Here is a 12,521-nt window from a genome sequence, read left to right as displayed (position 1 = left end):
CCTGTTGGCAACCCCCTTCGTGATCATGTGACGACTCCCTGGAGATCACGGGGCCGGATGTGAGTCCGCGCACGTCCACTGCGGTGAGCGCCTGGTCCGGGAGACCGCCTCCACACGCTGAGGGCTCACGCCGTCACCCGTTCATCCGGCGGATCGCCGCCGACCGCCCCGGACCGCCCCGCGAGGCGGCCGTCCAGCGCGGGACGTCAGCCGCTCAGGTGTTCCAGAAGCTTGCTCTGGGCGCGCTCCAGGTGCTGGAGGCCCACCTCGCCGGCGCGGCGGACCTCACCGCCGCGGATGGCGCCGACGATGCTCTCGTGCTCCTCGGCGATCTCCGTGGGAGCCAGGAGGTGCGCGTTCTGCACCTGGGCGAGGCAGAGCCGCATCTCGTTGATGATCAGGCTGTGCACCCGGGTGAGGCGTTCGCTCTCCAAACTGTCGATCAGCGCACGGTGGAAGGCGACGTCGGTCTGCACGATGGAGGCCACGTCGGAGCCGGTCGAGGAGGCCAGGAACTCTTCGTGGGCTGCCAGCACCTCGGACGTCAGCAACCGCCGCGCGGCAAGTAGCTCGTAGGCCCGCACCTCGACGACACCGCGGGTGAAGTACAGGTCCCGGACACGATCCTCGTCGAGCAGCGGCACGCGTGCGCTGCGGTGCGCGGTGCGCTCCAGCAGTCCCTCTCCGACCAGTCGCTCGATCGCCGCCTTGGCGGTCTGCCGAGCGACCTCGTACTTCTGGGCGACCGACGCCTCCGTGACCGCGGTACCGACCCTGATCTCGTCCGTGAGGATGCGTTCGCGCAGGGACGCCACCAGGGCGTCCCCCACTGATTGGGTCACGAGCCGGATCGGCATGGGTCAGGTCCTTCGTCTAGTTGGGCTCTCAGGTTCGCAAAGATTACCGACTCAAGCCTGGACAACCCGACAAGACGAGTGAGATAACTTGACGAACATTTTTTGGAGGGAGGAGCGTTCATGCAGCTAGACGCCGCTCAGCGCGTCGTTCTGGCCCCTGACAAGTTCAAGGGGACGGTCTCCGCCCGGCATCTGGTCGGCGTCATGGCGGCCGCCATCGCCGAACTGTCCCCCACCACGGTCGTCTCCGCGCTACCCGTCGCTGACGGAGGTGACGGAAGTGTCGAGGCCGCGCTCTCGGCGGGCTGGCGTGCCGATACCGTGCCCGCCTCCGATGCCTGGGGCGATGAACTGGTCGCCACCGTCGCCCGGCTCGACGACCGAGCAATCGTCGAGGTGGCGTCCATATGCGGGCTGGGATCCCGGCAACCCACTCCCGACCAGGCAGCGTCCGCTACCACCCGCGGCGTCGGTCGCGCTGTCGCCGTGCTGCTGGACCAGGGTGTCCGGGAGATCACCCTCGCGCTCGGCGGCAGCGTCACCACCGACGGCGGTGCGGGGCTGCTGGAGGCACTGGGCTGCGAACTGTGCGACTCGGCCGGGCAGCCGCTCGCCCCGGGCGGCGCGGCGCTCGGCACCCTGGCACGAGTCCGGACGACCGGTCTCCACCCTGGTCTGCGCGATCTGCGACTGGTCCTGGCCGGTGACGTCGACACGCCGATGGTGGGGCCCGACGGGTCGGCTGAGATGTTCGCCCGCCAGAAGGGGGCCGACGACGACCTGATCGCCCGGCTCTCCGCAGGCCTGGCCCACGCGGCGCCTCTGCTGGAGGACGCCTTCGGGGCTCGGGGAGCGGCGCTGCGGCCCGGCTCGGGCGCCGCCGGCGGGCTCGCCTGGGCAGGGCTGCTGCTCGGCGGTCAGTTGCGATCCGGCGCCGGCGTCTTCCTGGACCTACTGGACGCGGCGGACACCATCCGCGGGGCCGACCTCGTCATCACCGGGGAGGGCCGACTCGACGCACAGAGCCTCCGCGGCAAGGCCCCCGTGAGCGTTGCTCGGCTCGCCGGCGCCTTCGGTGTGCCGACCGTCGCGATCGTCGGCAGCAACCGTCTCCCCCTGGAGTCGACGGGCACCGCGCCTTTCGCGGAGGTCATCGCTTTGGACCGGATCGACCCCGCCTGCGCACGGGACTCCGGCCTGACCTGCCGTTTGGTGGGCCAGGCGACCCGCACCTTGGTCGAGGCCACCCTCGACCTCAGCACCAACACGGAGAACGGAGCCAGACCATGACGGACCGCCCCTGGAGCTGTGACACCGTCGTCGCACTCCCCGACGCCACCGGCCGCCCGGCTGTCCTCTTCGGCAAGAACAGCGACCGGCCAGCAGGCGAGGCCCAGCCACTGCGCCGCCAGCCCGCCCGACCCGCCGGCCCCCCGCTGCGGCTGGCCTACGTCACGGTGGACGACGCGCCTGCCTACGCCCATATCGGCTCGGCCCCCTTCTGGTGCTGGGGATACGAGATGGGTGTCAACGAACACCGGGTCGCCATCGGCAACGAGGCTGTCTTCAGCCGCCTCTGGGCAGAGGCCGTAGCACGGGAGAAGGCGGGCGCGGAGCAGGAGGCGGGCATCCTCGGCATGGAGTTGCTGCGCCTGGGGCTGGAGCGGGGCAGCACCGCGCGTGAGGCCCTGGACGTCATGACCGGTCTGCTGGAACGGTACGGCCAGTGGGGTTCGGCCAAGGTGGCGACACCGCACGCCGAGGGGGCTTACGACAACGCCTTCGTCATCGCGGACCCGCACGAGGCTTGGGTGCTGGAGACGGTCGGCCGCGAGTGGGCTGCCCGACGGCTCACCAAGGGCGTCGCCACTCTCAGCAACGAGCTGTCCATTCGGACCGACGCCGATCTCACCAGCGCCGGACTACGGGAAGCGGCGGCCGCGGCCGGTTGGCCGGCCGACCGGCCTCTGGACGTGGCGGACGCCTTCACCGACCCGGGGACACCGCTCCAGGTTTCGCACATCCGACGCCGCCGCTCCCACCAGTTGCTCTCGGAGAGCGCGGACACCTCGGGGGTCGGTGTCCGGACGCTGAAGCGCGTCCTGCGCGACCACTTGGAGGACACCTTCCTCGGAGGCCCTTCCTTCGACGCCGCCCGCCCGGACTTCCACACGCTGTGCATGCACGAGCACCCGTCCGGTTTCACCTGGGGCAACACCGCCGCCTCACTCGTCGTCGAACTCTCCACCGAAGGCCCGATCACCCTCTGGTGGTGCCCGGTCACCCCCTGCACGGGCGTCTATCTGCCCGTTCCACTGGACGGTGACACCCTGCCCGAGGCCCTGACCCGTCCCCTGCCCCTACCCGCCTCCTCCTGGGATCCCCGGGACCACCGGCAGCCCTCACACGACCCCGCCTCGGTCTGGTGGCAGTGGCAGCACCTGCTCGACGCGGCCAAGGACCCGAGCGCCCAGGACTTCACCGCACGGGCCGCACGCCTGCGCACTGCTTTCGACGCACTGGAGGAGCGCTGGGCGGCCGCCCTCCCCGCCGCTGCCGACACCCCCGCGGCCGGAACCGCGTTCGCCAGCTCCTGCCTGGACGAGGCCCGTGCCACGGCCACCGCACTCGCCCGGGAGTTCGGAGCCGACCCGGCCGTCGCGCTGGACGACCGCTGGTCCGCACCCACCGCCTGATCGCCCGAAGCCCCGAGCAGAACCCTCCCATCTGGAGAACCGCCCATGTCCATCAGAGACGCCTTCCGCGGCCCGGAAGCCTCCATCGACGACCAGGTTGAGAGCTTCGCCACGGACCGGGTGCCAGCCGACAAGCGCTGGCCGATTCCCGCCATCAGCTTGGTGCTGCTCGGCAACGCCACCGCGATGTTCTTCTTCACCTTCGGCGCCCAGCAGAGTTTCCTCGTCGGCTGGCCGATGATGCTCCTGCCGATCGGCTACTTCTTCTTCGGCGCGATCCTCATCGGCGCCCTCACCATGCGGGTGGCCAGCCGTGAAGGGCTCTCGCAGAGCCTGCTCTCCCGCGGGCTGGGTTTCGGCCGCCGGGGCGCGGCCGTGGCGTCCTTCATCTACGCCATCAACTTCGTCTACTACTTCCTCTTCGAGGGCACGATCGTCTCGCACGCCATCGCCTACTACTTCGATATCGAGATCCACTCCCTCGCGGGCATCGGGATCTTCGCTCTCGTCGGCCTCGCGACGATCGCGTTCGTGTGGCGCGGCATGTACGCCATGTCCGCACTCCAGAAGTGGGGTTTCCCGCTCTTCGTCGGCCTGTTGATCTGGGCACTGATCAACCTCGACTCGATGCACGACATAGCCGGCTTCAGCGCCTGGGAGTCCACCGCCACCGGCGGCGGCGCCGCACTGTGGACCGCGATGAGCCTGGCTAACGGCCAGATGATCTTCCAAGGCCTGATCGCCACCGACTACGGGCGCTTCGCCAGTCGCGGTATCCGCTACCGCGGCACCGGCACCATCATGCTGCTGGAACTCGTCCCGATGTTCACCATCATCTTCCTCGGCGCGATGCTGGGCGCCTCCCTTGTCGGGGCATTCGGGGAGGACCGGGCCCAGGACCCCGGCTTCGTCTTCGTGCACCTGATGGGCCTGGTCGGTGTCTTCTTCGTCGTCATCACACAGATCCGCATCAACGTGATGAACCTCTACGGAGGGTCCATCGTTCTCTCCAGCGGTGTCGACGCGGCTACCGGCTACCGGCCCGGACGCCCCTGGTGGATGTTCGCGGTCTGGCTGTTCGGCGTGGTCTTCTACGCCACCGACGTCATCAGCAACCTCGGGACCTTCCTCGCCATCACCGGTGTCCTGACCAACACCTGGGTACTGATCATCCTCGCCGACTACTTCGTCTGCCGCCGGTGGCTGAAGCTCGGGCGGGCGGAGAACATCGAGTTCCGCGAGGGCGAGGTACGCGAGTGGAATCCCTGCGGTCTGGTCTCGCTCGGTATCGCGGTCTTCGCCGGTGCCCTCGGTATCGTGGGCGTCTACCCGGTGGCGTACGCGTCCTTCATCGCCATGTTCCTCGGGCCGATCACCCACGTGGCCATGACCACGGCTACCAAGGGTCGTTACTACACCCCCGTTGCCGGCGAGCCGGTCTCGGAACCTGCCACGGCCGACCGCTGACGCGTCGTGGACGTCCGGACACGGGACACACCGACGGCGGTGCCGCCGCGGTCGCCGGGCGCGGAAGCGGATCTCAGCGCCCGCGCCTGGTCCCCCTTCTTTCTCCGTTTCTTTCTCTGTCGGGCCGCTTCGCGCTCACGGGCTGGTCCCCGGGCTGATCACCTGCGCGGAGGTGAGTCGGCGTACGTCCGAGGCCGCGCGGGTGACCTCCGCGAGGAAGCCGCGGGCCCGGGAGGGGGCGGCGGCGGTGAACCAGCTCGGGTCCACGTCGCAGACGGTCACCCGGGCTCCGGTGTCGGCCAGGACGAGCGGCAGGGTGTGCACCACGGTGGAGGGGAAGCTGAGGACCGTCCGGCCGATGGGCCCCCGTCGACCGATCAGCTCCAGCGGGAGGTCGGGGCGGACGATCTCCACCCCGGTCTCTAGGGCGACCCGGCGCAGCTTGTCCGGGCTCTCCCGGCGGTGCGCGAAGTAGCGGGTGGCCCCGTGGGTCCGGACGAGCGCGGTGACCGCCTGGAGGTAGTGGTCGGGTTCGATGACCCCGCTCTCGACCAGGGAGGTTCCGACCAGGTCGGTGCCCGCGGTGACCGCGGGTGGGCCGAAGCGGGACCTGGTCCAGCGGAAGTCGTTGCGGGTGACCGAGGCGCCGTCCGGGGCCTCGACCGGCATCGAGCTGAAGACCGTGATCCCCCGGTCGCCGCGCGGGCCGGGGGTGAGCCGGCTGCGCGCGGCGGCCGAGACGGGGGTGAACAGCGCGCCCCGCGGTCCGCGGCGTCCGCTCCGGTGCCAGCGCACCAGGGGCACGCCGCGCCCCAGTTGGGAGACGAACTCCAGGGTGGCCGTGCCGTCGTCCACCACGACGACCTGGGGTGCCCGGGTGAGGGCCAGCAGCAGTTGCACGTACTGGGAGAAGGGGTCGCCGATGACGACCCGGCGGGCTCGCCGCAGGGCTGCGGTCAGACCGGCGACGGTCCGCAGCGCCGCGGCCGGCCCGCCCCGGGCGTCCTCCCAGCGCACCGTGAGCCCCTCGTCCCGGGCGAGTCCGGCCATCCGCCGGAGCTGGCCGCGGGTCATGGGGTCGTTCGGCGCCAGCACCACGACGGTGACGGCGTCGTCCGCGGGGCGTTCCCGGTGCCTTTCGAGGTGGTCCCATTCGAGGACGTTCAGCAGTTGGGCGGGGCTTTCGACGAAGGCGAGGGTGCCGGTCGGCCGGCCCCCTCGACGGGGTGGCTGGTCTGTCATGGCCTGTGCCTCCTGGGCGATGGTCGGCCGTTCACACCGTCAGGCCGAGTGGGGTCTGCTCGTCGGCCTCGGCCACGGTGCCCGCCACCCGGCGGAGCTTCCGCATCGGGCCGAGTTCGCTCTCGTAGACCTTCTTGACCCCGTCGCCCAGCGACTCCTCCACCACCCGGATGTCGCGCACCAGGCGCTGCAGCCCCTGCGGCTCCACGGAGGCGGCCTGGTCCGAGCCCCACATGGCGCGGTCCAGGGTGATGTGGCGTTCGACGAAGGCCGCCCCGAGGGCGACCGCCGCCAGGGTGGTCTGGAGCCCGGTCTCGTGGCCGGAGTAGCCGATGGGGACGTTCGGGTACTCGGACCGCAGTGTGTCGATCATCCGCAGGTTGAGCTCCTCGGCCTGCGCCGGGTACGTGCTGGTGGCGTGGCAGAGCACGATGTTCTCGCTGCCGAGCACCTCCACCGCGTGCCGGATCTGCTTCGGGGTGGACATCCCGGTCGACAGGACGACGGTGCGGCCGGTGGCGCGCATCGCCCGGAGGAGTTCGTCGTCGGTGAGGGAGGCGGAGGCCACCTTGTAGCAGGGCACCTCGAACTTCTCCAGGAAGGCCACCGACTCGACGTCCCAGGGGGAGGCGAACCAGGCGATCCCGCGCTTCTCGCAGTACGCCGCTATCGCCCGGTAGCCGTCCTCGTCGAACTCGACGCGGTGCCGGTAGTCGATGTAGCGCATCCGCCCCCAGGGGGTGTCGCGTTCGACGTCCCACTGGTCGCGCGGGGTGCAGATCTCGGGTGTCCGCTTCTGGAACTTGACGGCGTCGCAGCCGGCGTCGGCGGCGGCATCGATCAGGGCGAAGGCGTTCTCCAGGTCGCCGTTGTGGTTGATGCCGATCTCGCCGGTCACGTACACGGGGTAGCCGGGGCCGACGATCCGGTCGCCGAGCTCGCGGAGACGGGAGGGGGTGTTCATTTCGGGGTGAGTTCCTTTCCGAGGATCCAGGAGGCGATCTCGCGGATAGCGCCGCCGCCTCCGGGTGTCGAGGTGACCGCGCGGGCGGCGGCCCGCACGGTGTCGTGGGCGTCGGCGACCGCGACCGGCCAACCGACGAGTTCGAAACAGGGCAGGTCGTTGACGTCGTTGCCGACGTAGAGCACGCGCTCGGGCCGGAGGCCCTCGCGCTCGCACCACTGCCGGAGCGCCTCGCCCTTCCGGTCGATGCCGTGGAGCACGGGTATCCGCAGTTTCCGGGCCCGGGCGGCGACGACCGGGTTCTCCTCGGTGGAGAGGATCAGCAGCTTCAGCCCGGGGGTGCGGCGGAGCGCTGCTATCCCCAGCCCGTCGCCGCGGTGCACGGCGACCGTCTCCCGCCCGGTGGAGTCGATGTAGACCCGGTCGTCGGTCTGGGTGCCGTCGAAGTCGAGCACCACCGCTTCGACGTCCTCCCGGGAGGGGAGGCGCGGCTCGGGCGGCTCCGGCTCGGAGCGCCGTGTGTCGAGGAGGGGTGCCAGGGCTCGGGCCCGGGCCAGATCGTGCGGGTCGTCGATCTCCAGTGCCCGGGCGGGGTCGGTGGCCACCAGGGCGGTGCGGCCGAAGAAGCGGTGACCGGCCTTACGGAATCCCTCGACCCGCATGGCGTACGCGGCTCCGGTCTCCAGGTGGTCCTGCGGCCGGTCCTGGCGGCGTGGGCGGTGCGACCGGTCGTGGTTGACGCCGTGCCCGTCCGCTCCGCCGGGCTCCGCGGCGCGCCAGACGAAACCGTGGAAGGGGGCGACGGTCAGGGCGGTGTCCGCGCCCTCCTCGGTCACGGCTCTGGCCACGCCGTCGAGGTCGGCCCGGTCGAGGAAGGGGCTGGTGCACTGGACGAGCAGCACCACGTCGACGCTCCGCCGGTGCCCGGACTCGTAGGCGTCCAGGGCGTGCAGGACCGCCGCCTCGCTGCTGGCGGTGTCGCCGGCGATCTCCGCCGGGCGGTGCAGGACGTCCGCTCCGGCGCCGCGCGCCGCGGCGGCTATGGGCGCGTCGTCGGTTGAGACCAGGACGTCGGTGACGTACTCGCTGGCCAGGCAGGCGTGGACGGCCCGCACCACGAGCGGGACACCGCCCACGGTGGCGAGGTTCTTGCCGGGCACGCCTTTGGAACCGCCTCGGGCGGGGATGACGGCCAGCACGGTCGGGGCGCTCACAGCTCCCCCATCCGCCGGATGACGGGGGCGACGCGCTGCACTCCGTGGCGGTAGGCGCTGCGCGCCACTCCCCGTACGGCGCCGCGGACGGCCTCCCGCATCCCCCCGCCGCCCACCGCGGCGGGCTCCGCGGTCGGCTGTGGTGAGCCGTCGGGGGCCAGGCCGTGCCGGGCGAGCAGACCGGATAGGTAGGCGGGCGCGGTGCGGGGTGTGTAGTAGGGGGTGATCGGCGGCAGCTCGGTCGCGCCGACCAGCTCGGCTACCCGGTCCCGGGCTGCGCGGAAGGCGTTCTCGTACCGGCCGCCCGTGGTGAGTCCCTGGCGGTCCAGCCAGCCGGGGTCCGGCTCCGGCCGGTGTCCGGCGTCGAGCTGGTCCCAGGACGCCAGGCAGCCGGAGCCGATGAAGTAGTGGTTGCCCAGCGACTCGCGTACTCCGAGGTCGGTGAGGACGGCGGTGGGGATGCGGCGGTGCAGCGCCTCCAGGGCCGCGGTGGAGCTGACGGTGACGAGCAGGTCGGTGCGGTCCAGGACTTCGCCCATGTGCCCGTAGACGAGGCGGCAGTTCTCGGGCAGCCCGCCCGGCCACCGGGCGGCGAGCCGCTGGTACGGCAGCTCCTCGACGTGCGTGGTCTGCTCGCCGGGCAGGCTCCGCAGCTTGACGAGCACTTGCCGCTCGGGATGGCGGCGGGCGTGCTCGATGGCGCGTCCCAGCAGGTAGCCCCGGTCGGTCCGGTTGTTCGGCACCGAGGGCTGGACGGCGAAGACGACGGTCCGGGGGCGGTCGTCGGCCGCCTCGGGGGTGTGCGGGGTGCCGCCGAGGAAGGGCAGCGCCGTCTCGACGACGCTGCCGGAGTCGGCTCCGACGCCCCGGTAGACGCCCCGGAAGCGCTCGGCGTCGAACGGAGAGTTGGCGAGCACCACGTCCGCGCCGTGCCGCAGCAGGAGGCCGTCGGTGAGCTTCTCGTAGACGACCCCGACGTAGCCGGTGACGACCACGGGGCGGCTCCGGCGCCCCTCCCAGGCGCGGGCGAGTCCGTGCAGCATCGCCTGGATGGCGCCGCCGACACAGGCCAGCACGACCACCTGGTAGGCATCCCGGCCCAGTAGCTGGAGGACCTCACCGGTCGTGACCTCGCGCAGCGAGTCGGCGCGCACCCCGACCTCGTCGAGTTGCCGGGCGGTCGGGGTGGCGCGTCCGCGCAGGAGGTAGCCGTCGAGCCGGTGTTCCGGGACGATGCGGCGCACGGTGAGCGCACCCCATTTCCAGCGGGTGTCGGAGTCGGCGAGTACGGCCACCCGTAGGGGGCTGCTGATGCTTTCTGGCACGCTCGGAACGCTAGGAGCGAATTCCGTTGACTGGCCCAACTCAGCCGCAACGGAGGGTTAACAGAACGTCGCCGGACGGCGAATCGAGTGCCGGGAAAGGATGGTTAACCTTTCCGCTGCTCTTCGTTCATGTTCTCTTCCGTCGCAGGTCGAGAAGGCGGCCGGCGGTACGCCTAATGTCAGCCGGGTGGTCAAGCTCTCCGTCATCGTGCCGTTCTACAACGTGCGCGAATACGCCCCCGACACCCTGCGGAGTCTCCGTGCGAACGCGCGCCGGGATTTCGAGTTCATTCTCGTCGACGACTGTTCGACGGACGACACCGCGGAAATACTGGACACGGCCGCGAGATCCCTTCCCGGTGCCGTCGTCGTGCGGCATGCGCGGAACGAGGGGCTGGCCACCGCCCGGAACACCGGGATCGACGCGGCCACCGGGGAGTATCTGACCTTCCTCGACGGCGACGACTGGCTCGCCCCGGGCTACTACCCTGAGCTGGTCGCCGCGATCGAGCGGCTCGGCTGCGACTTCGTCCGCACCGACCACGTCCAGTGCACGGCCCGGTCCCGGACGGTCCACCGGGTGCCCCACGGCCGCCGCGGTGTCGTACAGCCGCCCCGTGACGCGATCCTGCCCGCGGACCGCAGCACCTCCGTCGACTACGCCTACGCCTGGGCCGGGATCTACCGGCGGCGCCTGGCGGACACCGGGCTGCTCCGGTTCGACGACGGTCTGCGCACCGCCGAGGACCGGCCCTGGGTCTGGCGGCTGCACCGCGAAGCCGAGAGCTTCGCGGTCGTCGGACTGCTCGGCGTCTTCTACCGGCGGGGCGTCCCCTCGTCGCTCACCCAGATCGGAGACGTGCGCCAACTCGACTTCATCCGCGCCTTCGACCGGGTCCTGGAGGAGACGGCGGGTGATCGGGAGGCGGATCGGCTGCTGCCGAAGGCGGTGCGCACCTACTGCGCGATCATCGCCCACCACCTGGACCGGACGGAGCGGTTCGAGGCCCCGGTGGCCCGGAGGCTGCGGGCGCTCAGCGCGGCGTCGCTCCGGCGGATGCCGCCGGACCTGCTCCGAGAGGCCCTGGACGCCATGGACGGAGAGCGGGCTTCCCGGCTGCTGCGGACGCGTCGCCGTCCGCTGTTCGGTTCGGCGGAGGTGGCCTGATGAGCGCCGTGCCCGCTTCCCCCGCCGCCAGCCGCCCGCGCCGGCGGACGCAGATCTTCCTCGCCTCCACCCTGTACGGTGCGGCCACGCTGGCCGCCGCCCTGGACGCGGAGTGCTTCGCCCCGGCCGGTCGCCGGCTGCTGCTCGTCACCAACAACGCGGCCACGCCGGAGACCACCCCGCCCCTGGACGCCGCGCCCGGCTTCGAGCGGTTGCGTGACCGCTTCGACCGGGTGGTGTCGTGGAACGAGGCGATCAGCCCGTACCACCCCGGCGGTTGGGCGCCCCGGCCGGGCGACGTACCGCTGTGGGAGCGTCATCTGCGGCTGCTCTGGGCGCTCGGTGACGACGAGGTGGAGCTCGTCGTGGAATCGATCCAGGTTCGGCCGGCGCTCGCGCTCGTCCAGCTCTTCCCGGACGCCCCCGTCGATGTCTACGCGGACGGGCTGATGAGCTACGGCCCGACCCGCAACCGGCTGGATCCGCTGGTCGGCACCCGGGTGCGCCGCCTGCTCCACCTGGACCTCGTCCCCGGACTGCGCCCGCTCCTGCTCGACGAGTTCGACGTGGAGCGGCGGATCGTGCCGGCGGAGGCCTTCCTCTCGGTACTGGACGCGCTGGCCGCGGCCCCGGACGGGTTCGCTTCCGCGGAGCCACCTGGCGAGGAGGCTCCGGCGCTGCTGCTCGGCCAGTACCTGTCGGCGCTCGACATCCTCGACGTCGAGGAGGAGGAGGAACTGCACCTCGCGATGGTGCGCGGAGCGGCGGCCCTCGGGCACCGGCGGATCGTCTTCAAACCGCATCCGACCGCGCCGGCGCACTGGTCCCGGCGGCTGGCCGAGGAGGCGGCGGGGCTCGGCGTCGAACTGGTGGTCCTGGAGGCACCGGTACTCGCCGAGGCGCTCTACCGCAGGATGCGGCCCGCTCTGGTCGTCGGCTGCTTCTCCACCGCCCTGCTGACGGCCCGCACCCTCTTCGGCCTGCCCACCGCCCGGACGGGCACCGGGCTGCTGCTGGAGCGGCTCACCCCGTACGAGAACGGCAACCGCGCGCCGGTGACCATCGTCGACGCCCTCCTGCCCGACCTCGCAGGGGACCGGGACCTCCTCGCCGATCCGGCGACCGCCGGGACCGCCGGACGGGAGCCCGCGGAGGTCCGGCTGGGCGAACTCCTCGACGCCGTCGGTTACGCGATGCAGCCGCTGCTCCGTCCCGACCTGCGCCCCGCGGCCGAGCGGTACCTGAAGGAACATCCGGAGGCCGTGGTCCGGCGCTACTTCAAGCGGCGGCGCCTCACCGCCCTCGCCCTGCCCGGCGGGGGCACGCGGCGGCGGCTCCCGATCCCGGGCGAGGCGGTTCTGCGGCGTGCGGCGCGGTTCGCGCGGCGGCGGCTGACCCGGGCGAGTCGGGCCGGGGCGAAGCCGGTCACATCCGGCTGAACCATCCGCAGGCGTCGCCCTGCCCGGCGGGGCGACGCGTCCGGTGGCCTTGCAGCTTGTGGACAGGCCGGGACTCTTGTCAGGTTCATGGTTCGTCACTTAGCGTGAGCACGTTTTCGGCCGTCGTCGCCGTTCCTGAAGGAGTGTCC

The 12,521-nt window shown here is 71.6% G+C and carries 10 protein-coding genes; 5 read left to right on the top strand and 5 right to left on the bottom strand.

Going from position 1 to position 12,521, the window contains the following annotated elements; genetic code table 11:
* Positions 1-206: 206 nt before the first annotated feature.
* Entirely contained in the window at positions 207-857 is a 651-nt protein-coding gene (locus BGP73_RS14025; protein ID WP_069814668.1) for a GntR family transcriptional regulator, read from the bottom strand.
* A 120-nt stretch (positions 858-977) separates the two neighbouring features.
* Between BGP73_RS14025 and BGP73_RS14020 the strand changes: the two genes are divergently transcribed.
* Genes BGP73_RS14020 through BGP73_RS14010 form a run of 3 tightly spaced genes read left to right on the top strand, consistent with a single transcriptional unit; the run spans position 978 to position 5,020 of the window.
* On the top strand, positions 978-2,147 hold the full coding sequence (locus tag BGP73_RS14020; RefSeq protein ID WP_069814667.1) for a glycerate kinase: 1,170 nt from the start codon (positions 978-980) through the stop codon (positions 2,145-2,147).
* A complete protein-coding gene (locus BGP73_RS14015) occupies positions 2,144-3,553 on the top strand; it encodes a C69 family dipeptidase (protein WP_069814666.1) in 1,410 nt (469 codons plus the stop codon). The genes BGP73_RS14020 and BGP73_RS14015 overlap by 4 nt, the downstream gene beginning before the upstream one ends.
* 45 nt (positions 3,554-3,598) lie before the next feature.
* The gene (locus BGP73_RS14010; protein WP_069814665.1) at positions 3,599-5,020 is read left to right on the top strand and encodes a purine-cytosine permease family protein; all 1,422 of its coding nucleotides are present in this window, start codon (positions 3,599-3,601) and stop codon (positions 5,018-5,020) included.
* 135 nt (positions 5,021-5,155) lie between these two features.
* Here BGP73_RS14010 and BGP73_RS14005 read toward each other — a convergent pair whose 3' ends face one another.
* Genes BGP73_RS14005 through BGP73_RS13990 form a run of 4 tightly spaced genes read right to left on the bottom strand, consistent with a single transcriptional unit; the run spans position 5,156 to position 9,765 of the window.
* A complete protein-coding gene (locus tag BGP73_RS14005; protein ID WP_069814664.1) occupies positions 5,156-6,262 on the bottom strand; it encodes a hypothetical protein in 1,107 nt (368 codons plus the stop codon).
* 31 nt (positions 6,263-6,293) lie between these two features.
* Positions 6,294-7,226, bottom strand: coding sequence for an N-acetylneuraminate synthase family protein (locus BGP73_RS14000; RefSeq protein ID WP_069814663.1), 933 nt, complete (start codon positions 7,224-7,226; stop codon positions 6,294-6,296).
* On the bottom strand, positions 7,223-8,440 hold the full coding sequence (locus BGP73_RS13995; RefSeq protein ID WP_069814662.1) for an acylneuraminate cytidylyltransferase: 1,218 nt from the start codon (positions 8,438-8,440) through the stop codon (positions 7,223-7,225). The genes BGP73_RS14000 and BGP73_RS13995 overlap by 4 nt, the downstream gene beginning before the upstream one ends.
* Entirely contained in the window at positions 8,437-9,765 is a 1,329-nt protein-coding gene (locus BGP73_RS13990) for a DUF6716 putative glycosyltransferase (RefSeq protein WP_069814661.1), read from the bottom strand. The genes BGP73_RS13995 and BGP73_RS13990 overlap by 4 nt, the downstream gene beginning before the upstream one ends.
* A gap of 187 nt (positions 9,766-9,952) precedes the next feature.
* Between BGP73_RS13990 and BGP73_RS13985 the strand changes: the two genes are divergently transcribed.
* Positions 9,953-10,933 (top strand): glycosyltransferase family 2 protein, encoded by a 981-nt coding sequence (locus tag BGP73_RS13985; RefSeq protein ID WP_069814660.1) that lies wholly within the window; start codon positions 9,953-9,955, stop codon positions 10,931-10,933.
* Positions 10,933-12,372 carry a polysialyltransferase family glycosyltransferase gene (locus BGP73_RS13980; RefSeq protein WP_069814659.1) on the top strand — a complete coding sequence of 480 codons (1,440 nt, stop codon included), beginning with the start codon at positions 10,933-10,935 and terminating at the stop codon, positions 12,370-12,372. Before BGP73_RS13985 ends, BGP73_RS13980 begins: the two co-directional genes overlap by 1 nt.
* Positions 12,373-12,521: the final 149 nt, after the last annotated feature.

The sequence above is a fragment of the Streptomyces sp. TP-A0874 genome (assembly GCF_001748085.1).
GTDB lineage: Bacteria > Actinomycetota > Actinomycetes > Streptomycetales > Streptomycetaceae > Streptomyces.
This window is presented reverse-complemented; position numbering and strand designations above follow the sequence as displayed.

Coding starts and splice junctions, on each gene's coding strand:
- BGP73_RS14025 (WP_069814668.1), bottom strand. CDS start 857: ATGCCGATCCGGCTCGTGACCCAATCAGTGGGGGACGCCCTGGTGGCG.
- BGP73_RS14020 (WP_069814667.1), top strand. CDS start 978: ATGCAGCTAGACGCCGCTCAGCGCGTCGTTCTGGCCCCTGACAAGTTC.
- BGP73_RS14015 (WP_069814666.1), top strand. CDS start 2,144: ATGACGGACCGCCCCTGGAGCTGTGACACCGTCGTCGCACTCCCCGAC.
- BGP73_RS14010 (WP_069814665.1), top strand. CDS start 3,599: ATGTCCATCAGAGACGCCTTCCGCGGCCCGGAAGCCTCCATCGACGAC.
- BGP73_RS14005 (WP_069814664.1), bottom strand. CDS start 6,262: ATGACAGACCAGCCACCCCGTCGAGGGGGCCGGCCGACCGGCACCCTC.
- BGP73_RS14000 (WP_069814663.1), bottom strand. CDS start 7,226: ATGAACACCCCCTCCCGTCTCCGCGAGCTCGGCGACCGGATCGTCGGC.
- BGP73_RS13980 (WP_069814659.1), top strand. CDS start 10,933: ATGAGCGCCGTGCCCGCTTCCCCCGCCGCCAGCCGCCCGCGCCGGCGG.